The 20,034-nt window shown below is 59.8% G+C and carries 21 protein-coding genes and 1 tRNA gene; 13 read left to right on the forward strand and 9 right to left on the reverse strand.

Going from position 1 to position 20,034, the window contains the following annotated elements:
• Positions 1 to 37: 37 nt before the first annotated feature.
• Together NKH71_RS21680 and NKH71_RS21685 are read right to left on the reverse strand one after the other, a co-directional pair.
• The gene (locus NKH71_RS21680; protein ID WP_352482301.1) at positions 38 to 2,617 is read right to left on the reverse strand and encodes a bifunctional diguanylate cyclase/phosphodiesterase; all 2,580 of its coding nucleotides are present in this window, start codon (positions 2,615 to 2,617) and stop codon (positions 38 to 40) included.
• Positions 2,618 to 2,978: 361 nt separating this feature from the next.
• Complete coding sequence (locus NKH71_RS21685; protein WP_352495377.1) at positions 2,979 to 3,845, reverse strand: class I SAM-dependent methyltransferase; 867 nt, start codon at positions 3,843 to 3,845, stop codon at positions 2,979 to 2,981.
• Between the two features lie 24 nt (positions 3,846 to 3,869).
• Between NKH71_RS21685 and NKH71_RS21690 the strand changes: the two genes are divergently transcribed.
• The 10 genes from NKH71_RS21690 to NKH71_RS21735 all read left to right on the forward strand — a co-directional run bounded on the left by NKH71_RS21690 (position 3,870) and on the right by NKH71_RS21735 (position 12,064).
• Complete coding sequence (locus NKH71_RS21690) at positions 3,870 to 4,112, forward strand: hypothetical protein (RefSeq protein ID WP_156948109.1); 243 nt, start codon at positions 3,870 to 3,872, stop codon at positions 4,110 to 4,112.
• 206 nt (positions 4,113 to 4,318) lie between these two features.
• A complete protein-coding gene (locus tag NKH71_RS21695; protein ID WP_051409696.1) occupies positions 4,319 to 4,675 on the forward strand; it encodes an SPW repeat protein in 357 nt (118 codons plus the stop codon).
• 118 nt (positions 4,676 to 4,793) lie between these two features.
• Entirely contained in the window at positions 4,794 to 5,252 is a 459-nt protein-coding gene (locus NKH71_RS21700) for a DUF2231 domain-containing protein (protein ID WP_502900408.1), read from the forward strand.
• Positions 5,252 to 6,598, forward strand: a complete 1,347-nt coding sequence (locus tag NKH71_RS21705; protein WP_352790518.1) for a PQQ-dependent sugar dehydrogenase — start codon at positions 5,252 to 5,254, stop codon at positions 6,596 to 6,598. Before NKH71_RS21700 ends, NKH71_RS21705 begins: the two co-directional genes overlap by 1 nt.
• A gap of 319 nt (positions 6,599 to 6,917) precedes the next feature.
• A complete protein-coding gene (gene coxB, locus NKH71_RS21710; RefSeq protein WP_023720162.1) occupies positions 6,918 to 7,733 on the forward strand; it encodes a cytochrome c oxidase subunit II in 816 nt (271 codons plus the stop codon).
• A gap of 91 nt (positions 7,734 to 7,824) precedes the next feature.
• Positions 7,825 to 9,594: a cytochrome c oxidase subunit I gene (gene ctaD / locus NKH71_RS21715; RefSeq protein ID WP_023720163.1), complete on the forward strand. Its 1,770-nt coding sequence runs from the start codon at positions 7,825 to 7,827 to the stop codon at positions 9,592 to 9,594.
• Positions 9,591 to 10,295, forward strand: coding sequence for a cytochrome c oxidase subunit 3 (locus tag NKH71_RS21720; RefSeq protein ID WP_352482148.1), 705 nt, complete (start codon positions 9,591 to 9,593; stop codon positions 10,293 to 10,295). The genes ctaD and NKH71_RS21720 overlap by 4 nt, the downstream gene beginning before the upstream one ends.
• Positions 10,296 to 10,308: 13 nt before the next feature.
• A complete protein-coding gene (locus NKH71_RS21725; protein WP_023720164.1) occupies positions 10,309 to 11,031 on the forward strand; it encodes a heme-copper oxidase subunit III family protein in 723 nt (240 codons plus the stop codon).
• Between the two features lie 10 nt (positions 11,032 to 11,041).
• Positions 11,042 to 11,446, forward strand: coding sequence for a cytochrome C oxidase subunit IV family protein (locus tag NKH71_RS21730; protein ID WP_352895326.1), 405 nt, complete (start codon positions 11,042 to 11,044; stop codon positions 11,444 to 11,446).
• 144 nt (positions 11,447 to 11,590) lie between these two features.
• Positions 11,591 to 12,064, forward strand: coding sequence for an aminoacyl-tRNA deacylase (locus tag NKH71_RS21735; protein ID WP_023720166.1), 474 nt, complete (start codon positions 11,591 to 11,593; stop codon positions 12,062 to 12,064).
• Positions 12,065 to 12,121: 57 nt separating this feature from the next.
• Here the strand turns inward: NKH71_RS21735 and NKH71_RS21740 are convergent, their stop codons facing one another.
• From NKH71_RS21740 to tig, 5 genes are all read right to left on the reverse strand, one after another.
• Positions 12,122 to 12,934: a DUF2189 domain-containing protein gene (locus tag NKH71_RS21740; protein ID WP_023720167.1), complete on the reverse strand. Its 813-nt coding sequence runs from the start codon at positions 12,932 to 12,934 to the stop codon at positions 12,122 to 12,124.
• 317 nt (positions 12,935 to 13,251) lie between these two features.
• A complete protein-coding gene (locus tag NKH71_RS21745; RefSeq protein WP_352790520.1) occupies positions 13,252 to 14,184 on the reverse strand; it encodes a heme o synthase in 933 nt (310 codons plus the stop codon).
• A gap of 147 nt (positions 14,185 to 14,331) precedes the next feature.
• Entirely contained in the window at positions 14,332 to 14,685 is a 354-nt protein-coding gene (locus NKH71_RS21750) for a c-type cytochrome (protein WP_502896297.1), read from the reverse strand.
• Positions 14,686 to 14,897: 212 nt separating this feature from the next.
• Positions 14,898 to 15,422, reverse strand: a complete 525-nt coding sequence (locus tag NKH71_RS21755) for a hypothetical protein (RefSeq protein ID WP_352482143.1) — start codon at positions 15,420 to 15,422, stop codon at positions 14,898 to 14,900.
• 160 nt (positions 15,423 to 15,582) lie between these two features.
• Entirely contained in the window at positions 15,583 to 17,058 is a 1,476-nt protein-coding gene (gene tig / locus NKH71_RS21760; protein WP_023720171.1) for a trigger factor, read from the reverse strand.
• Between the two features lie 343 nt (positions 17,059 to 17,401).
• Between tig and NKH71_RS21765 the strand changes: the two genes are divergently transcribed.
• Positions 17,402 to 17,486 (forward strand) — tRNA-Leu (locus tag NKH71_RS21765).
• 76 nt (positions 17,487 to 17,562) lie between these two features.
• On the opposite strand, the gene NKH71_RS21770 is transcribed toward NKH71_RS21765, so the two are convergent.
• Complete coding sequence (locus NKH71_RS21770; RefSeq protein WP_031194340.1) at positions 17,563 to 18,144, reverse strand: GDYXXLXY domain-containing protein; 582 nt, start codon at positions 18,142 to 18,144, stop codon at positions 17,563 to 17,565.
• On the reverse strand, positions 18,141 to 19,253 hold the full coding sequence (locus NKH71_RS21775; RefSeq protein WP_352790524.1) for a DUF2157 domain-containing protein: 1,113 nt from the start codon (positions 19,251 to 19,253) through the stop codon (positions 18,141 to 18,143). Before NKH71_RS21775 ends, NKH71_RS21770 begins: the two co-directional genes overlap by 4 nt.
• Positions 19,254 to 19,475: 222 nt before the next feature.
• Here NKH71_RS21775 and NKH71_RS21780 point away from each other — a divergent pair, with 222 nt between their 5' ends.
• Together NKH71_RS21780 and NKH71_RS21785 are read left to right on the forward strand one after the other, a co-directional pair.
• Positions 19,476 to 19,616 carry a DUF1127 domain-containing protein gene (locus NKH71_RS21780; RefSeq protein ID WP_023720174.1) on the forward strand — a complete coding sequence of 47 codons (141 nt, stop codon included), beginning with the start codon at positions 19,476 to 19,478 and terminating at the stop codon, positions 19,614 to 19,616.
• A 48-nt stretch (positions 19,617 to 19,664) separates the two neighbouring features.
• Positions 19,665 to 19,805 carry a DUF1127 domain-containing protein gene (locus NKH71_RS21785; protein WP_023678914.1) on the forward strand — a complete coding sequence of 47 codons (141 nt, stop codon included), beginning with the start codon at positions 19,665 to 19,667 and terminating at the stop codon, positions 19,803 to 19,805.
• Positions 19,806 to 20,034 lie beyond the last annotated feature (229 nt).

Below are 20,034 nucleotides of genomic sequence, written 5' to 3' on the forward strand. Positions count from 1 at the left end.
CAACGCCGATCGCGCCGGTAAATGCGGGGACTGGCGCTCAGCTGGCTGTGCGCAGCCGCCGGGATCGAACAAAGGCCTTTAGTCCGTCGGAATCGAGCGCGTAGCCGAAGGCATAACCCTGCAACATGTCGCAGCCCAGGCCTTTGAGTATCCGTGCGTGCTGCATCGTCTCGACACCTTCCGCCACGACCTCGATACCCAAGGACTTGCCGATGTCAATGATTGACGAGACAACCTGCCTTCTTTGCGGCGATTTGACGATTGGGGTGACCAGCTGCCGATCTATCTTTAGCCGGCGAGGCTGCAACTTGAGCAAACTGACTATCGAAGCGTAACCAGTACCAAAATCGTCTATTTCGATGTCAATCCCGAGTTCTTTTATCTGCTCGATATTCCAGGTGACAAGGTCGTCGTTCTCGTCCAGGAAAATTGACTCAACAAGCTCGAATGAAACTGTCCCTTTTTCGATATTTTGTTCTCGCAAGCTCTTGATGAGCTCCTCATCTTGAAGGCGTCGCGCCGAAACATTGACCGATACCCGCGGAATGTGGAGTCCCGCAGCGGACCATTCTTTGAAGTCCAAAAGCGACTGCTTCAATATGGCTTGGTCGATGATCGAGACCACATTCAGTTCTTCCGCAATTCTCAGGAAGACATCGGGCGCCAAAATACCCTTTTCTGGATGTCTCCACCTCGCCAGCGCCTCAACCCCCACGATTTCGAGCGTCTTTGCGTCAAATTGGGGCTGGTAGAAGGGGATGAACTCGTTGCGCTCAAGGCCGCCGAGAATTTCGTCGGCAATCCGCTTTGTATCGACGATTTCGCTTTGCATCGCGTCGGTGAAGAATTCGTATCGATTGCGCCCACGCCTCTTTGCCCGGTAAAGCGCGATATCGGCGTTTACCAGCAGGTGTTTGGCTTCGATATTTTTTCCGTTGTCGACTGCGATTCCCACGCTGACACCAAAACGGCATCGATGGCCCTGGTAGTAGACCGGTTCGCGCATCTGGCTGATGACGCGGTCAGCGAGCAGCGCCAGTTGCTTGGTATCGTCGCGCACCACGCACAGAACGATGAATTCGTCTCCCCCGATGCGGGCGACGAATCCCTCGTCGCCGACCTTCGATCTGAGGACTGTTGACGCGTGAACCAACATTGCGTCACCGGCGGCGTGGCCCAGCGTATCATTGATGTGCTTGAACCGATCCAGATCGATGTGAAGCAGTGCCGCATGCCCGCCTGAGCGCCTGGCGTTTGCCGCGTAATCTTCCAGTACCTGGTCGAGGTAACGCCGGTTGGGCAAGCCGGTCAACGAGTCATGAAGCGCGATGTGCTCTATGCGCGCTTTGGCCGACTCGAGTTCTGCATTTTTCGACTCGGACAGCTGTTTTGCTCGAACCAGATCCTGGTTCAGCAGGACATCGGCTGTAACGTCCCATTCCGCGCCTATCATTTTTGGAGTGTTGTTTGCGACCCGGTAAACGATCGCCTTGGACCGGACATGACGGACCTCGCCATCCGGACGCACAATCCGGTACTCCGACAAATAGGGTCGTCCGCTGGCCACCGCGCTGTCGAAATCTGCGTTGGCGGTAGCCAAATCATCTGGGTGGATTGCACCCGCCCAGTCTATGTAGCCCCGGTGCTCCCCGGTTGATTTGCCATATATTTCATTTACGCGATCATCCCACGTAAGCTCGTTGGTCGCGAGATCGTGTTCCCAAACCCCAATAGCCGAGGCTTCCAGAGCGAGTTCCAGGCGTCGTGACAATCGACGCAATTCCGCATAATTGCGCTGTCTTTCGCCGATCAGGCGACCTGTGACCAGGAAGGGGAACACAACCAAGGCCCCGGCCGTCGCCATGATCGCGCGCAACAACCATGCGTTACTTGGCGTCGAAGGCCAGCCATTTTTGGGAATGGCCGCGATCTGCCACGAACCGGACGGGAGCAAAACGTCGGCCGTCACCGGATCGCTTTTGCCGATCCGCTCATTGCCGTAGAATTGGTCTCCATTTTGGCCGAGAGCGTCCCTGCCGATCAGCGCTATGTCAATCCCGAGATCGTCGTCAAGCAGCCCGCTCGCCCGATAGAGACGCTGCACGTCGACAACGGCGGAAATGATGCCCCAGAACCTTTCCGTATTGCCCGCGCTCCGCACGAAAACCGGAAAGCGACCGATAAAGCCTTGTCCTCCCTGCTTCAGATCGACGGGACCGGCAAGCACCAGCTTGCGTTCGTCTCGCGCCCTTAGCGCAGCCGCACGCTGCCGCTCGTTCTTGCGGTAATCGAGGCCCATCGCCTGCTCGTTACCCTCCATCGGGTACATCAGGGAAACGACCAGATCGGGCGCGCCGGCAATATTGTTCAATTGCGAGTTCGCGCCAAACAGATTACTCGCCAGCGAAGCGAAGCGTTGCTGTCCCATATAGGGCTCGGTTACGACCGCAGCGACCAGTCCATGCACGAGTTGAAGGTTTCCGTTGATATTGCCTTCGAGCTTGGCGCGGATGAGGTTGACCTTGGTCAGCACGTCCGCACGGACGGCCTGGTCCGAGACGATCTTGTTCTGGTGCTCCGCGAACGCTGCGCTGATAAGGATGACGACAAACGCGATCGCCGCCGGAATATTTGCCGACGAAAAGACGGCCTCCTTAATGCCGCCGAACCTAGCGCGGAAAAAAGCCAATAGGCGATTCCTCAATTGCCATTTCAGGTTCTCGGGTCGACCCGATGAGGAATATTAGCGTTCAATGTTTAATTTGACCTTCACACTCCTGAAAAATTTCGCATTTTCCGATGGCTGACGCCGGCTGTTATGTCGACATCGACACCACCGCCCGCGCGATGTTGAAGGCAGGCTGCATGAAGCGGACCAACATGAAACGAGATCAGCCTTGCTCGGAAGACCGCAGACACGAGCGCCATTGCAAACCTCGATGCTCCGACCCGAGTACGTCAAGAGCGTTGACCTTGGGCTAGTGGCCCTCGATCGACTTGTGAGACACAAGATATGGTATCTTGCCGACGCTCCGCTTCGTCGCGCCAATGGAATAGGCCATCGGTATCTTGGGAGAGTTCTCTGGCAGGCCGTACATATCCTTGCCGGCCCGCACTGCAAATGAAAAGTGCTGCCACGAAACCGTGTCATGCTCATTGAGAAAATCGAGCGTCAGACCAGCTGAAATCAGCGCGTTCACCACGTCACTGATCGGGTGGATCCATTCATAATAGCGAGGATGCTTCAAGATGCGGTCATCGCCGGTGTAGGTCAGTTCCTCGTTCCAGGCGAGCGGCCGAGCTATCGGCGTTCGCCAGTCGTGCTTCAACTCCAGAGCCGCGGCCTTTCGATTGCACTGAAACATCAATGGATGGCCCTCTGCCATGTAGAGCCGGCCGCCGGGTCGCAGGAGATCGGCAACCACCCGCGCCCAACGGAACACGTCGTCCAGCCAGTTTACCGAACCCCAGGTAACGTAAGCGATGTCAAAGGTCCGGCCCAGGGCTTCGACCGCCTCGAACAGTGGCGCTTCCACGAAACGCACGTCGGTGCCTGCCTTCGCAGCGAAATCCCGCGCCGCCGCGATCGCCGCGGGTGAAAAGTCGAGGCCGGTCACGCTGCCCGCACCAAGATTCTTCAAGCTGATTGTGTCAAGGCCGATGTGACACTGCAGGTGGACGATATCCTTGCCGGCAATATCGCCGACTTCGCGCGTTTCCAGCTCATAGAGATTGGATCCGCCTGCCAGCACATTCTCGATGTGGTAGCTGCCCGTTGTGTCGGTCGAGTGCAGTTCGGCCCGATCATCCCAATTAAGGCGGTTCGCACCCAGAAACGGTTCCAAATTCCCCCCAACCCTGACTGACGCATGGTAAACAAGTCGTTAAGATACCTTTGCAGCGAAAGTATCGCGCGTCAATCCGGACCGGTCGCCTCTCAAACAAGCTTCGGCGGCAATCAAGACGAGCAAGAGCGTCTCGTCTTCAAGAACTGCGATCCACGACCAATGTTTTCACCGGATCGAGAAAAGAATGAGCCTGTCCGCGCCGCTGGCACGTCGCCGCTGACCATGTCCACTGCGGCTTTGGATCGCTCGATCACCATCAAGTGATCCAGGCGTGCCGGTGCCGAATGGAACATAAAGCCCGGAATTCAGTTAGATAGCCGGATTTGGCTGGAGTACCGCCAGATGCGGAAACTCCGGCCGGGCAAGGGCACTGCCGTAACACGGAGTGAGCGGCTTCGGGCGCATCTCGCCGGACTCAGGCACCACCTTGCCGAACTCGGGAGCCACAAACGCTCCCAATGGAGGATGCCATGAACCAGTGGACAAACGCCAGGCTCTGTGACGTAGCCAACCTGATCCTTGGGGCAATTCTGTTCTTCTCTCCCTGGATCTTCGCCTTTGCGGCAGGCCCGCAGACGCAGAACGCCCTCGGCAGCGGAATCTTGATTGTCGTGCTTTCGATTGCCGCCCTCGCGGCATTTGCCGTGTGGGAAGAGTGGGTGAACCTTGTCGTCGGACTGTGGGTTCTCGTATCGCCCTGGGTGCTTGGATTCCAGGCGACCACGGCGATGACCGTGCATGTCGTGATCGGCATTCTGGTCGCCGTCCTGGCCGCGATCGAGCTCTGGATGATGTACCAGAACCCTCCGACCCAGTCCGCCGCCTAGCAGGCGCAGCCAGCCAGCACCCTTTTTGGGCCTGACGGATCGATGTGTCGTCTGCCGGCCTCTCGGCAACAGCTGCCGGAGGCCGTATTGGGGGTTGTTGGACGAGAACTGAGAAGGATTGCGCATTGTGGTCGGTGACAATCCGCGTTCGACGGCCAGGATTGCGGGACATCCCATTCATCCGATGCTAGTGCCGTTTCCGATCGCCTGCTTCGTCGGCACCCTGCTGACGGATCTGGCCTATTGGCGAACGGCGGAGATGATGTGGGCGGACTTCTCCGCTTGGCTGGTTACCGTCGGAGTGATCATGGGCTGCCTTGCAGCGATCGTGGGGTTGATCGATTTTCTGGCTAATCCGCTGATAAGGGCACAGCCCCCTGCCTGGCCGCACGTGCTCGGTAATCTGCTGGCGCTGGTGTTGTCCGTGATCAACATGCTCGTGCACACCCGCGATGCATGGACCTCCATCGTTCCCACCGGCTTGATCCTCTCGGCGGTTGTCGTGCTCATCCTCATCTTCACTGGTTGGCTGGGCTGGTCCATGGTGTACCGGCATCACGTCGGAGTGGCGGATTGATGCGCGTAGCAAGCTCCATCAGACAGGCCGGGCGCATCGCGGCGTCCATCCTTACTTGCACTGCGGCGATCACTCTTGCAGCGTGCAGCGGCAACGACCCGGATCCCGGCAGTCAGATAGGGCCGAATCCAAACCTGCCGGAGCCGATCCAATATTTCTTCCCGCCCATGCATCTCGCTTCCGTGGTAGGATGGAAGAACGACGAAAAGCCGACAGTCGCGCAGGGGCTGCAGATCCAGGCTTTTGCCAACGGCTTGCAGCATCCGCGCTCACTTTATGTGCTGCCCAATGGCGACGTCCTGGTGGTCGAGTCCAAGGCGCCGGGCGGCGAACCGATCAAACGGCCCAAGGATTTGGTGATGGGCTGGATCGAATCGTGGGTCACTTCGGGCGGCGACAGCGGCCCAAGCAACCGCATCACCTTGCTGCGCGACGCCGATGGCGATGGCAAGCCCGAGCTGACCAGCGTCTTCCTCGACCACCTGAGCTCGCCCTTCGGCGTGGCGCTGGTGGGAAGCGATCTCTACGTCGCCAACACTGATTCCATTGTTCGCTATCCCTACACCACCGGCGACACCAAGATCACCGCGCCCGGAACGCCGCTCACCGCCCTGCCCGGCGGCCCGATCGACCACCATTGGACGAAGAGCCTGGTGGCAAGCCCGGACGGCTCGCTGCTCTATGTCGGCATCGGCTCGAACAGCAACGTGGCCGAGAACGGCATCGAGGCGGAGAAGGACCGCGCCGCGATCTGGCAGGTGGACAGGGCTACCGGCAGGTCGCGCATTTTCGCCAGCGGTTTGCGCAATCCGAACGGCCTGAGCTGGGAGCCGCAGACCGGGGCGCTCTGGGCCGTGATCAATGAGCGCGACGAGCTCGGCCCCAATCTCGTGCCGGATTATCTGACGTCGGTAAAGGACGGCGGCTTCTACGGGTGGCCATACAGCTATTACGGCCAGCATCTCGATCCCCGAGTCATGCCCCAGCGTCCGGACCTGGTCGCTAAAGCGATCGTTCCGGATTATGCGCTGAGCTCCCACGTCGCCCCTCTGGGATTGGCCTTCTACACGGCAACCTCCCTTCCCGACGCATATCGCGGCGGCGCCTTCGTTGGCGAGCACGGGAGCTGGAACCGCACGCGCTTCAATGGCTACAAGGTGGTGTTCGTACCATTCAGCGGCGGCCATCCGAGTGGCGCCGCACAGGACGTGGTGACTGACTTCCTGGACAAGGACAACAAGGCGCGCGGCCGGCCTGTCGGCCTGGCCGTCGACAAAACCGGGGCCCTGCTCATCGCCGACGACGTCGGCAACACAGTTTGGCGGGTGACATCTGCCGGCCAATAAAGGGGCTCCACTCCCTTCGTCGAGCTGTCGGTCGAGCAGGGGATCGAACCCTGCGCGCGACGATCCCGACGATCGCCGTTCCGGTGATTCTGCCGGGCACATTCGGCATGCTCGCCATTGCCGTTTACTCGACGCTGACGATGTTTGCCGCGCGCTACCGCTGATCACCGCCGAACCGAAGGACCGCCAGCACCGAGAAATGGTATTTTTGCCCTTCCCACAGCCGGCTCTAGAATTTTCATCGCAAATCAAGTTATGATGCACTTGGTATTTCCCGGGACGGCTTTGCGCCGCTTGGAATACCGGGAGGAACCGGGACATGGCCGTTGCGCTTGTACTCGTTCTGATAGTCGTGGGCTCGGTGTTGTTCCACTTCCTGAGCCCATGGTGGTGGACGCCGATTGCCTCGAACTGGGACTATATCGACAACACCATCATCATAACTTTCTGGATCACCGGCGTCGTCTTCGCCGCCGTGGTTCTTTTCATGGCCTATTGCGTCTTCCGCTTCCGTCATCGGGAAGGCAATCAGGCGGCATATGAACCTGAGAACAGGCGGCTCGAATCCTGGCTGACGGTCGTCACTGCCGTCGGTGTCACGGCTTTGCTGGTTCCCGGCCTGTTCGTCTGGAGCCGCTTCGTCAACGTCCCAAGCGACGCAACCGAGGTCGAAGTCGTCGGCCAGCAATGGCAATGGAGTTTCCGCCTGCCCGGCAAGGACGGCAAGCTCGGCACATCCGACACTCGCGACGTCAACGCTGAAAATCCGCTCGGCGTCATCGCCGCTGATGCCAACGGCCAGGACGACGTCGTGGTCGAAGCGGCCGACCTGCATCTGCCGGTTGGCAAACCGGTCAAGATGCTGCTCCGCTCGATCGATGTGCTGCACGATTTCTACGTGCCGGAATTCCGCGCCAAGATGGACATGATCCCGGGCTCAGTCACCTATTTCTGGTTCACTCCGACCAAGACCGGAACCTTCCAGGTCCTGTGTGCCGAACTCTGCGGCCAAGGGCATCCGATGATGCATGGCGTGGTCATGGTCGATACGCAGGAAGATTATCTGGCGTGGCTTGGCCAGCAGCAGACTTTTGCGCAGCTGTCCGCGCCCCAACAGATGGGCTCGGCAGAGTAGACGCCGGAACGACGGCGCGCCGTCGGCATTGAAAAGATTGCGGCAGGCCCGAACTGTCGGGCATGGCCGAAAAGGGCACGGAGGTGTTCCTATGGTCGATATCACACCTGCAGATGCGGTACCGCCGGCCGAAGTCGCGGAAATGGAACTTTACCATCCGCACAGCTGGTGGACGAAATACGTTTTCTCGCAGGATGCCAAGGTCATCGCCATCCAGTATTCGGCGACGGCGACGGCGATCGGCATGGTGGCGCTGGTGTTGTCCTGGCTGATGCGGCTGCAGCTCGGCTTCCCCGGCACGTTCGACTTCATCACACCGGAAGCCTACTACCAGTTCATCACCATGCATGGCATGATCATGGTGATCTACCTGCTCACCGCACTCTTCCTGGGCGGCTTCGGCAACTATCTGATCCCGCTGATGGTTGGCGCTCGCGACATGGTCTTTCCCTATGTCAACATGCTGAGCTACTGGATCTATCTCCTGGCCGTGCTGGTCCTCGTGTCGAGCTTCTTTGCCCCCGGCGGACCGACAGGTGCCGGCTGGACGCTCTATCCGCCGCAGGCGATCATGACCGGTACGCCAGGCGGCCAGGACTGGGGCATCATCCTGATGCTCGTCTCGCTGATCCTGTTCATCATCGGCTTCACCATGGGCGGCTTGAACTATGTCGTGACGGTGCTACAGGGCCGCACGCGCGGCATGACACTGATGCGCCTTCCGCTCACCGTCTGGGGTATTTTCACCGCCACCGTCATGGCGCTGCTCGCCTTCCCGGCACTGTTCGTCGCCTGCGTGATGATGCTGCTCGACCGGGCGCTCGGCACCAGCTTCTTCATGCCGGCGATCGTCGAGATGGGCGAACAATTGCAGCATGGCGGCGGCAGCCCGATCCTGTTCCAGCATCTGTTCTGGTTCTTCGGCCACCCCGAGGTCTACATCGTGGCGCTTCCGGCCTTCGGCATCGTCTCCGACCTGATCAGCACCCATGCGCGCAAGAACATCTTCGGCTACCGCATGATGGTCTGGGCCATCGTCGGCATTGGCGCACTGAGCTTCGTGGTCTGGGCGCACCACATGTATGTCAGCGGCATGCATCCCTATTTCGGCTTTTTCTTCGCCACCACGACATTGATCATCGCGGTTCCAACAGCCATCAAGGTCTACAACTGGGTGCTGACGCTGTGGCGTGGCGACATCCACCTCACCATACCGATGCTTTTTGCCCTGGCCTTCATCGTCACCTTCGTCAATGGCGGGTTGACTGGGCTATTCCTCGGCAATGTCGTCGTCGACGTTCCGCTGTCGGACACGATGTTCGTCGTCGCCCATTTCCATATGGTCATGGGGGTCGCCCCGATCATCGTAATCTTCGGCGCGATCTATCACTGGTATCCGAAGGTCACCGGTCGGATGCTGAACGAGACGCTGGGCCGGTTCCATTTCTGGGTCACCTTCCTTGGCGCCTATCTGATCTTCTTTCCCATGCACTATCTCGGCTTGATGGGCGTGCCGCGGCGCTACAACGAATTGACCGATATGACGGTGATGACGGAATCGGCCCACCACCTCAACTCGTTTATCAGCATCATGGCTTTTATCGTCGGTTTTGCCCAGATTGTGTTTCTGTTCAATCTCATCTGGAGCATCCGCCATGGCCGTGAGGCTGGTGGCAATCCGTGGCGGGCAACGACGCTCGAGTGGCAGACGGCCGAAACACCGCCGGGCCATGGCAATTTCGGCAAGGATCTGCCGATCGTCTATCGCTGGGCCTATGACTACAGCGTACCGGGCGCCAAGGAGGACTTCATACCGCAAAACGTTCCGGGCTCCTTCGGACCTTCCAGGGAGCCGGCATGAGCGTCATTCTGGTTTTCCTGCTCGTGATCGCCGGCATTGCTGGGTGGTGGCTCTCGCATCAGCGGCTAATGACGAGGCCGTGGCTCGAGCAAGGTTTGGTCGGGGATTTTGTCGCCCTGGACCGATCGGCGCTGCCGACCGCAAAGATCGGTCTCGGCGTCTTCCTTGCCGTCGTCGGCTGCCTGTTCGCGCTGTTCACCAGTGCTTACTTCATGCGCATGGCGCTGTCGGATTGGCAGCCGCTGCCCATCCCGCCTCTGCTCTGGCTTAATACCGGCGTACTGGTCTTGAGCAGCATTGCCATGCAGTGCGCTTCGCTCGCGGCGCGCAAGGGTCAAGTGGACATGGTCAGGCTCGGTCTCGCCACCGCTGGACTCACGGCGCTCGCCTTCCTGGTTGGACAGCTTATGGCATGGCGGGAACTGAGCGCGGATGGCTATTTTCTGGCGTCCAATCCGGCCAACAGCTTCTTCTACCTGCTAACGGGAATGCATGGGCTGCATATACTGGGAGGGCTGGTCGGCCTGGGCAGAACGACCGTCGGTGCCTGGAACGGTGCGCGGCCGCAGCGGCTTCGCCTGAGCGTCGAGCTGTGCGCCATGTACTGGCATTTCCTGCTTTTCGTCTGGCTCGCCATCTTCGCTCTTCTGGCCGGCTGGGCTTCGACTTTAATCGACATTTGCCGAGGGTTGCTGACCTAGGAGGAACGGGCGGATGGCAGAGACGACACTGACCCACATCGGCCGAACGGGGCCGCGGCCCGCAGGCTGGCAAGGCATCGCCGCCGACTGGTCCTCGGATCAGCGGGCGTTCAAAAACGTGTCTTGGGGCAAGGCCATGATGTGGATCTTCCTGCTCAGCGACACGTTCATCTTCGGCTGCTTCCTGCTCTCCTACATGACCGACCGTATCTCCACACGCGTGCCGTGGCCCAATCCGAGCGAGGTCTTTGCCCTGCGCATCGGCGGCTCCGACATTCCATTGATCCTTATCGCCATCATGACCTTCGTCCTGATCTCGAGCAGCGGAACGATGGCCATGGCGGTGAATTTCGGCTACCGCCGCGACCGCCGCAAGACGGCAGTCCTGCTGCTTTTGACCGCGGCACTCGGCGCGACCTTCGTCGGCATGCAAGCCTTCGAATGGACCAAGCTGATCACCGAGGGCGTGCGGCCTTGGGGCAATCCGTGGGGCGCTGCACAGTTCGGCGCATCCTTTTTCATGATCACCGGCTTCCACGGCACACATGTGTCGATCGGGGTGATTTTCCTGATCATCGTGGCGCGAAAGGTCTGGCGCGGGGACTACGACGTCGGACGGCCCGGCTTCTTCACCAGCCGGAGGGGCCGCTACGAAAACGTCGAAATCATGGGGCTCTACTGGCATTTCGTCGACCTGGTCTGGGTGTTCATTTTCGCATTTTTCTATCTTTGGTGAGAGGCAGGACATGGCTGAAGCAACCGCAAATGGCCTTGGACAACACACGCTCGACAGCGCCCGTACGCATGATGCGACGGCGACCAGCGTTACCCCTACGGAGGTTCATCAGGAGCACCCGATCAAGCTCTACCTGGTGGTCTGGGCGTGGCTGTTCATCCTCAGCACCTGTTCCTATCTGGTCGACTATTTCGGGCTCCACGGCTATCTCAGATGGTCGCTGATCCTGATCTTCATGATCCTCAAGGCAGGGCTGATCGTCGCCATCTTCATGCACATGGCCTGGGAACGGCTGGCGCTGACATATGCAGTCATCCTGCCGCCGGTGCTGGTGCTGGTATTCGTGACGCTGATGGTCTTCGAAGCGGACTACACCCTTCTCACCCGAATGGCGTTTTTCGGGGCCGGGCCCTGACATGCAATCCGGATCCAGGCCGTCCTGTTCTGGAGCCTTCGCCTTGAAACAATCTACGGCTGGACCATTTCTGTTGGTATCGGAAACGACAGGCGATGCCGGCGTTTCCACATGCGTCGCGAACACCAGCAAGGGGCGCCCAAGATGACCATCGCAAACAGACTGAAGGACTTCATCGATAAGAAAGGCATTTCCTACGACACCGTCGAGCATCACCGCACGGCGACAAGCAGACAATCCGCCATTGCGGCACATGTGCCTGGCAGCATAATGGCCAAATCGGTGGTCGTTCACCACGACCGTGGCTACGCGCTGGCCGTGGTTCCAAGCACGCACAGGATAGAACTCGCGACATTGCAGGATGTTATGGACAAGCCTCTTGGACTTGCCTCCGAAGACGAGGTGGTCTCGTTGTTCGGCGATTGCGATGTCGGCGCTGTGCCGCCGATCGGCGCTGCCTATGATGTGCCGGTGGTCCTCGATGAAAGCCTCGGCGACGCTCCCGAAATCTATTTCGAGGGCGGCGACCATAGGACGCTGGTGCATGTGAGCGGCAAGGATTTCCGCGACCTGACAAAAGACGCGCGCCAGGCCCGTTTCAGCCACCCGGCCTATTGAAAGCTCTGCCCCACCCTCCCCGCACCGGCGCTCGGTGCGGAGGACAGGTTTTTCAGCTCACGGTCTGGTAGCCGGCGGCGATTCGACAACTTTCCGATAGACATGCCAGGTGGCATGACCAAGGATCGGCAGCACGACCGCCAACCCGGCGAACACTGGCAGCGAGCCGATGATCAGGGCGACGGCGACAATAAGGCCCCACACCGCCATCACGATCGGGTTGGCCAGGACAACGCGCACCGAGGTGTGGATGGCTTCGTAGGCGCCGACATCGCGGTCGAGCAACAACGGGAATGCGACGACCGTGGTGCACAACACAACCGCGGCGAACACAAAGCCGATGGCGTGACCCAGGATGATGAGTGTCCAGCCGCGTCCCGTGGCGAATATTTCACTGATGAAGCTGGACAGCGATTGCGGCGGCGCCGGGCCGAACACGGTCTGGTAAAATATCTGGGCCGTCAAAAGCCAGGCGATGAATATCGCAAGCAGCATGATGCCGACCGCCGCGATAGCCGGCAGCGCCGGAGAACTTCTGACCTCAAAGGCGTGCCTCCACGATGCGTCGAGCCCGGCTTCCCGTCGCCGGCTGATCTCATAGAGGCCGATCGCCGCGAACGGACCAATTAGCGCAAAGCCGGACACAAGCGGAAACAACAATGGCAGCGTGTTGTTGCCTGATGTCCAGACAGCAAGCACGACCCCCGCAAGCGGGTAGATCAGGCAGAGAAAAACGATGTGCGACGGCTTGACCATGAAATCATCGACGCCACGCCTGAGCGCATCAAAAAGATCGGAGACACCGATTTTTCGAATTCTGGTGTGTTCCAGCGTCTCGCTGGCGCCTGCTATCACGTGAAAGCTTGCCATGACCATTCCTCCAGACCGGGTCCGGTAAGGTCGCGTTTTACGGTGCTGCCGTTCTGCGTGATTGGCCACGCAAACCGCGACCTGCACCATGATCAATATACTCTCATGCGGGGGACTTGTCGCGCTTTGTACGAAGGCCCCCGGGGGTAAGAGGTCCCGGGTAGCCCGACTAGCTCTGGATGCCGTTCTTCGATATGCTCTTCTAGACGAAGGTGAAGGTCATGGATGGAAGGACAGTTCTCATACTCGGCCTTGGCGTCGTTATTCTGCTGTTGCTGGGATTTTGTGCTCTGCCAACGTGATGTTTTGAGCCGGGCTCAATAGCCGGCTGACGCGACCACTCGCATTACAATGGTGTCGGCAAGCAGCGCCGCGAAGATCGCGAAAAGATAGACAATCGAATACGCAAACAGCGCCTTTGCCGGCTTCATCTCCTTGTCGGCGACGAGGACCTTCCAGGCGTGCCAAATGAACCCTGCGCCCAACGCTGCTGAAGCAGTGCCGTAGTATCCGCTCGCGAAGCCGAAGGCCCAAGGAAGCACGCCGATTGGCGCCAAGACCAGCGAATAGGCGAAGATTTGTTTTCTGGTCGAGTGCTGGCCGGCCACATTCGGCATCATCGGGATGCCCGCCGCGGCATAGTCGCCGACCTTGAAAAGGGCCAGCGCCCAGAAATGAGGCGGCGTCCAGAGGAAAATGATCAGAAACAGAATGACACTTTCGATGCCGATTGCGCCGGTTGCAGCCGCCCACCCGATCACTGGAGGAAGGGCGCCTGCCGCGCCGCCTATGACGATATTTTGTGGCGTCGAGCGCTTCAGCCACATTGTGTAGATAACGACATAGAAAAAGATAGTGAACGCCAACAACGATGCGGCAAGCCACCCCACCAGCACGCCGAGCGTCATGACCGACAGTGCGGAAAGCACCAGACCGAAGCCGAGAGCTTCGCCAGGCGTGACGCGGCCTGACGGAATTGGTCGCTTGGACGTGCGAGACATCAAGGCGTCTATGTCTGCGTCGTACCACATATTGAGCGCGCCGGCGGCTCCTGCTCCGACCGCAATTGCGCCGATGGCGATTACGGCGATAACTGGATTCATTACGCCGGGCGCCACCATCAGGCCGACGAACGCAGTAAACACGGCAAGCGCCATGACCCGTGGTTTCAAAAGCGCAAGGAAATCACACGCCGTCGCCTCCGAGAGGCGGATGCCGGTATCCTTGAGACGGCTTTCTTCAGTCGACATTCAGACGACCACCGATGGGAACGGCAGCCTAGCCGGCCAATGTCTTTTTTGCAACAAGCCGCCCTCCCCACCGACACTGCCGGCAGATTGCGGCCGAGGCTATGCCTCGACCTGTTTGCGATACCAAGATCCGGCGGAAGAGCCGCGTTATTTGGAGAATTGCTTCAGATAGGCAATGACATTGACGATGTCCTCGTCTTTCTTGAGGCCGGGAAACGCCATCTTCGTTCCTTTGACCATCGCCTTGGGATCGCGAAGGTAGCTCGTCAGTGTGGCTTCGTCCCATTTGACGCCGGACTTGCCGGCCTCGGTCATCGCCTTGGAATAGCTGAACCCCGGATGCGTGCCGGCCGTTCGGCCGATGACGCCGTTCAACGACGGACCGACCTTGTTCTGATCCTTGTCCGCGACGTGGCAGACCTTGCATTTGGCGAAGACCTTCTCACCCGCCGCGGCATCCTGAGCCCACGAGGGGCCGGCGATGACGGTCGCGACCGACATGATGATAAAAAACACAATGGCACGCATGGCATTTCCTCCCTGATCGCCAATTTGCCCTGGCTGACCTGCACAGGCCGACATCTAGTCCGCTGGCATGCGCTCTTGAATGGCAGAACGGATATCCACTGCCTGGAGTTGCGGCACCTACATACCACGGAACCCGGCCGGCAGGTAGAGTTCGGCCATGCAAAGGTTTCATGCGGACAATCTGCTCAAGGCAATTTGGTGTTGCAGGTGGTGGCGATCCGGCCGACCGCCTCTTCAACTCCGGCGAGGTCAAACTCGGCTTTGCCGCGCCCCGACAGCAGCCCGAACCGCCAGGACAGCAGCAGCCGGTCCGCGGAAATCAGTCGCCTGATGCCGTCGGCACCGTCGCGCACCAGCATCCTGCTGCGCGGGCCGACCGACCAGCTTTCGTTGAGCTTGCCGGATTGGTCGACAGTCACCGACATGGCGATGGTTCGGCTGGCGGAAACAGTATCGCTCAGCTGCAGCCATTCGCTCCAACGCGGTTCGCCGGCGGTCCGGCAGGCAATCGTCAATACCGGGCTGTAGCTCAATGCGCCGCCGCCGGTGATGAGCTTGTTGGTAGCGTAAAGCGAGGCGGTGACCAGACCGTCGCTGGTCTTGTCGAACCGCCAGTTGTCGAGAACCGTGTCAGCCTGGGCGATGCCGTAGACCGACGCAAGCAGGAACGCCGCCGCGACCACGCTTCCGATACCGAAGAACTGTCTCAACGATGCCTCCAACAACCGCTGCGATCCGCAACCCAGCGCAGATAATCATCAAAGCTTCGTATCGCCACCTCGACCGCCAGATGCGTGAAATCCGTTGCGCCTGCGCCACAACGAAAAAGGCCGCCTCGAGAAGGCGGCCTTTTGGAATTCAGCAGGGACGTTATTCAGCGTCCTTGGCGGCCTTTTTCTTCGGCGCAGCCTTCTTCTTGGGCTCTTCAGCGTCGTCGTCGGCCTTCTTGGTGTCGGCTTTTTTCGCAGCCGCCTTCTTCGCCGGCTTGGCCTTGGTCGTCTCCGTATCCTCGTCGTCGGCCAGCAGCTCTTCCTTGCTGACCTTGACGTCGGTGACCGAGATCTGGCCAAGCAGATGGTCGACCACCTTCTCTTCGAACATCGGCGCGCGCAACGTATTCAGCGCTTCGGGATTGTTGCGATAGAATTCGAAGGCCTCCTGCTGCTGGTTGGCCGGATAGCGACGCACCTGCTCGAACAGGCCGCGCTGCAATTCCTCGTCCGTCACCGTGACGCCCGCCTTCTCGCCGATTTCGGCGAGAACCAGGCCGAGACGCACGCGGCGCTCGGCAAGCCGCATATATTCGGCACGCGCTTCCTCTTCCGTCGTCTCTTCGTCGGCAAAGGTGCGCCCGGCGGCTTCGAGATCGCGGTTGACCTGGTTCCAGATGTTGTTGAACTCGGCCTCGACGAGCTTGGACGGCGCCTCGAACGAGTAGGCGGCGTCGAGCTGGTCGAGCAACTGGCGCTTGACCTTCTGGCGCGTCATCGAGCCGAACTGATTTTCGATCTGACCGCGCACCACCTCGCGCAGGCGCTCCAGCGACTCCAGGCCGAGGTTTTTGGCCATCTCGTCGTTGATCTCAAGTTCGCCGGGCTTCGACACGTCCTTGACGGTCACGTCGAAAGTGGCTTCCTTGCCGGCCAGATGCGCCGCCTGGTAGTTTTCCGGGAAGGTTACCGTGACCTGCTTCTCGTCGCCGGCCTTGCTGCCGACCAGCTGGTCCTCGAAGCCAGGGATGAATTCCTTCGAGCCGAGCACCAGCGGCTGATCGGTGCCGGCGCCGCCGCCGAAGGCTTCGCCGTCGATCTTGCCGACATAATCGAGGGTCACGCGGTCGCCCTCGGCGGCCTTGCCGGTCTTCGGCTCGTAAGTGCGCGCCGACTCGGCGACACGCTTGACCTGCTCGTCGATCTCCTCATCAGGCACTTCGAATACCTGACGCGTCACCTTGATGTCGGAGAAATCCTTGATCTCGATCGGCGGAATGACCTCGTAGTTCAGGCGGAACTCGAAATCTGCGCCACCAGCCAGGATCTTCTCGGCTTCCTTCTCGTCCTCGGTCATGATCACTTCGGGCTGCATGGCAGCCTTTTCGCCGCGCCCGGTGATGATCGAACGGGTCGAGTCGTTGAGGATCTCGTTGACCACTTCGGCCATGAACGATTTGCCGTAGACTTTGCGCAGATGCTGCACCGGCACCTTGCCGGGGCGAAAGCCGTTGATGCGGACCTTGTTCCTGGCATCGGAGAGCCGCGCCATCAGCTTGGCTTCCATGTCACCGGCCGGCACGGTGATCTTGATCTCGCGCTTGAGACCTGAGTTGAGCGTTTCGGTGACCTGCATCATAAAACCTTTGTTTCCACCAATGAGGCCGCCAAACGGCCCCTGCCGTTCACAGCCTGCCGGTATGATCTTGCCGGGAATGGCTTTTGGTGCGGGACTTGGCGATTTGTCCGCCCAACGCGGCACAAATCCTCCAGAAATACGCTCCAAAATGTGAATAAGTCTTTGTTTTTCCTACTTCTTATCACATTCTGCAGAAGCGGATCGTCGCGTCCCGTCACATTCGACCCGCCTTTTGTCACAGGCGACGCTGATTTTCAACCATCTTTGCATTCCGGCCAATGATGCCGATGTGGGCTCTGACATTGACAGAATGATGGCTACATGGGATTGGCCGGGCAATGCGGATGTGGCGGAATTGGTAGACGCCCTGGATTTAGGTTCCAGTGCCGAAAGGCGTGGGGGTTCGAGTCCCTTCATCCGCACCACCCTTCGCTCTTCTTCGGGTGGCAGGCCACTCGGAGTTCCTCCGAAGGAGGATCATTGCCAAGGCTGTAGCGCGATCTAGTAAAGCGGCTCCTCGAACAGTGTCTTGTCGCCATCCACCAGCGCCTTGATCTGCGCCGTGCCGTTGGCCGCGATCGCGACGCGGATGCCGAACGGCCGCACCCGCATGTCGTTCTGGATCGCCATCCCCTCGCCTTCCGGCAGATAGAAGCGCTCGATGCCGTAATCCGGCGCGATCGTCGTGGCTGCGCTGAGATCCGAGCCCTCGGAGACGTGTCCGACGATATCGGCTTCACCGGATGCTGCCGGCGCCGGCGCTTGCCCGAACCAAGCCGCGGTCGGACCCCAATAGCCGTCGGCGCCCGGCTTCAGCCTGACCACGATCGGCGTGTCGTCACTCGCCAGCTTGCCGGCTGGAATGTTGCCGATCAGCTTCACCGGTATGCGCGAAATCTCGTAGCCAAGCGAAATATAGTCACCGCGCAAGAGATCGCGCGGATCGATCGGCTCGACCCTGAGCAGGACCTGCTTGCCGTCGCGCAGGATCGCCGCGCGTCCGGCGATGATCCAGCTCAGGAAGCCGATCTGGACAAGCGCCAGGGCCAGCGCCGAGATGATCAGTCTTTTGCCGGTCATCATGCTGCTGCTCCTGTCATATCCGGAGCGTTCATGCGCTTTTCTATGCGGATGATAATGAAAGCAAGAACGGCGAGAAGCACCGCCGCCGCAAGGAAGAAGCCTGCCGTGTCGAGCATTGATTGCAGCATCACCACATAGATGATGGCGAGTTCGAAGGCGAAGCCCGCATAGGCAACCCAGCGCAGTCCTCGGCTCTCGCGGCCGCCCAGCACGATCGCCGCGACGATGCCGGCCAGCGCAACAGCCGAGGCAATGGCGAAGCCGCTGCTGTAGCTGCTTTCATCCGCCAGTTCGAACTGGATCATCGCCAGGCCGGTGAGAAAGCCGATCAGCGCGTGCAGGGGCAGCCTGCCACCCAGTTGCAAGATCCTGTCGACCGGCCCGGCAGCAAAGATCGCAGCGATAAAAAGCAGCACCGACGCTACAACGAGCGGAATGGCGACTTGCAGCGTGTCGTACCGCGTCACCAGGAGCACGAGATAGAACAGCACCGACAGGATGATCAGGTGGCGCGCCGCCTGGCTGCGCGTCCAGAACGAAACGGCAAACAGCACTAGCGCCATGACGACGAAGAGATGCGGGAATTCTGCGCGATACTCGAAGCCTTTCAGGAACAGCCAGGCATCGGCGATGCCGACGGCAGCGACGGTCAGCGGGTTCGAGCGCAGCGCCACCGCCGCCAGCGCCGTGCCGGCGCCCCAGGTGACCACGGCGGAGGCCTCGTCGCCCGACAAATGGTACATCTGGCCGATCAGCGCGATCGATCCGCCGAACGCTGCTGCCGCCACGATCCACAGCGCTTCGCCGATCGCCGCATGGTCACGCATCTTCAGCACCGCGCCGCCGACATAGCCGGCAAGGATAACGGCAAAGAGTGCTGCGACCCGTACCAGCCGCGGGATGACTTCCCAGTTGGCGGCGATGAAGATCAGGATGGCCGCGCCGAACAACAGTGCCGCCATCATCGCCAGGATCGAGCCGAAGCTCAGCGATTTGCGTTCGTTGGCCTCGACGTCGCGCGTCAGCACGTCGGCTGTCGGCGCGTCGATCAGGCCGGCCTGCTGCCATCGTGCGATATCCAACCTGACCCGTGACGAATAGCTCGCCATGCCCCTCCCCCTTTGTTTGGCCCTTTTAGCTCGTCCGCCCAAGCGTTTGACCTGACGGCATTTTCCGATCTGGGCGGAAAACCGGACGCGCGTTAATGCTGCAATGCACAATTTGCATTGCTGCCATGCACCAATAGCGCTTTTAAATCGATATGACCCCTCTTATCTTCACGGTGCACACAAAGACGGAATGATCCGAAAGAAAGACGAAACGAGAATACCATGAACCTGATCCGCAACTATCGCAACTGGCGCCGCTACCGGGACACCGTTTCTGAGCTGAGCCGCCTGAGCACCCGTGAACTGACCGACCTCGGCATCAGCCGCGGCGACATCCACTACGTCGCCCGCAAGGCGGTCTAATCCTTTCGGACCGCAAATGGTCCGAACCAGTTTTGAAAGAGAACGACAATGAACCTGATCCGCAACTATCGTAACTGGCGCGTCTACCGCGAGACGGTTACCGAGCTGGGTCGCCTGTCAAACCGCCAGCTCAACGATCTCGGCATAGTCCGCGACGAGATCAAGATGGTCGCTCGCAGGGCGATCTAACCAGCAGAATTTCGCCAGGGTCGACCTCCTCCCCGACCCTGACGGATACGGTCAGCCTTCACCTCCTCCCGAGGGTTGACCACAAAAACGGCGCCCGCCGGACCTCCTCCCCCGGCGGGCGTTGTTTCTAAGTTGTTTCTAAAAAGGGTTTCGCGCCCTTTCAAATGGCGAAAGGAATTTCGTCAAAGCCGACCTCCTCCCCGGCGATGACGAATACGGTCGATCTTCA

Origin of the sequence: Mesorhizobium sp. M0983 (genome assembly GCF_040318975.1) — a bacterium.
In the GTDB taxonomy this organism is placed as follows: Bacteria; Pseudomonadota; Alphaproteobacteria; order Rhizobiales; family Rhizobiaceae; genus Mesorhizobium.

Coding starts and splice junctions, on each gene's coding strand:
- NKH71_RS21690 (WP_156948109.1), top strand. CDS start 3,870: ATGGTAAACAAGTCGTTAAGATACCTTTGCAGCGAAAGTATCGCGCGT.
- NKH71_RS21695 (WP_051409696.1), top strand. CDS start 4,319: ATGAACCAGTGGACAAACGCCAGGCTCTGTGACGTAGCCAACCTGATC.
- NKH71_RS21705 (WP_352790518.1), top strand. CDS start 5,252: ATGCGCGTAGCAAGCTCCATCAGACAGGCCGGGCGCATCGCGGCGTCC.
- coxB (WP_023720162.1), top strand. CDS start 6,918: ATGGCCGTTGCGCTTGTACTCGTTCTGATAGTCGTGGGCTCGGTGTTG.
- ctaD (WP_023720163.1), top strand. CDS start 7,825: ATGGTCGATATCACACCTGCAGATGCGGTACCGCCGGCCGAAGTCGCG.
- NKH71_RS21720 (WP_352482148.1), top strand. CDS start 9,591: ATGAGCGTCATTCTGGTTTTCCTGCTCGTGATCGCCGGCATTGCTGGG.
- NKH71_RS21725 (WP_023720164.1), top strand. CDS start 10,309: ATGGCAGAGACGACACTGACCCACATCGGCCGAACGGGGCCGCGGCCC.
- NKH71_RS21730 (WP_352895326.1), top strand. CDS start 11,042: ATGGCTGAAGCAACCGCAAATGGCCTTGGACAACACACGCTCGACAGC.
- NKH71_RS21735 (WP_023720166.1), top strand. CDS start 11,591: ATGACCATCGCAAACAGACTGAAGGACTTCATCGATAAGAAAGGCATT.
- NKH71_RS21740 (WP_023720167.1), bottom strand. CDS start 12,934: ATGGCAAGCTTTCACGTGATAGCAGGCGCCAGCGAGACGCTGGAACAC.
- NKH71_RS21745 (WP_352790520.1), bottom strand. CDS start 14,184: ATGTCGACTGAAGAAAGCCGTCTCAAGGATACCGGCATCCGCCTCTCG.
- NKH71_RS21750 (WP_502896297.1), bottom strand. CDS start 14,685: ATGTCGGTCGCGACCGTCATCGCCGGCCCCTCGTGGGCTCAGGATGCC.
- tig (WP_023720171.1), bottom strand. CDS start 17,058: ATGCAGGTCACCGAAACGCTCAACTCAGGTCTCAAGCGCGAGATCAAG.
- NKH71_RS21770 (WP_031194340.1), bottom strand. CDS start 18,144: ATGATGACCGGCAAAAGACTGATCATCTCGGCGCTGGCCCTGGCGCTT.
- NKH71_RS21775 (WP_352790524.1), bottom strand. CDS start 19,253: ATGGCGAGCTATTCGTCACGGGTCAGGTTGGATATCGCACGATGGCAG.
- NKH71_RS21780 (WP_023720174.1), top strand. CDS start 19,476: ATGAACCTGATCCGCAACTATCGCAACTGGCGCCGCTACCGGGACACC.
- NKH71_RS21785 (WP_023678914.1), top strand. CDS start 19,665: ATGAACCTGATCCGCAACTATCGTAACTGGCGCGTCTACCGCGAGACG.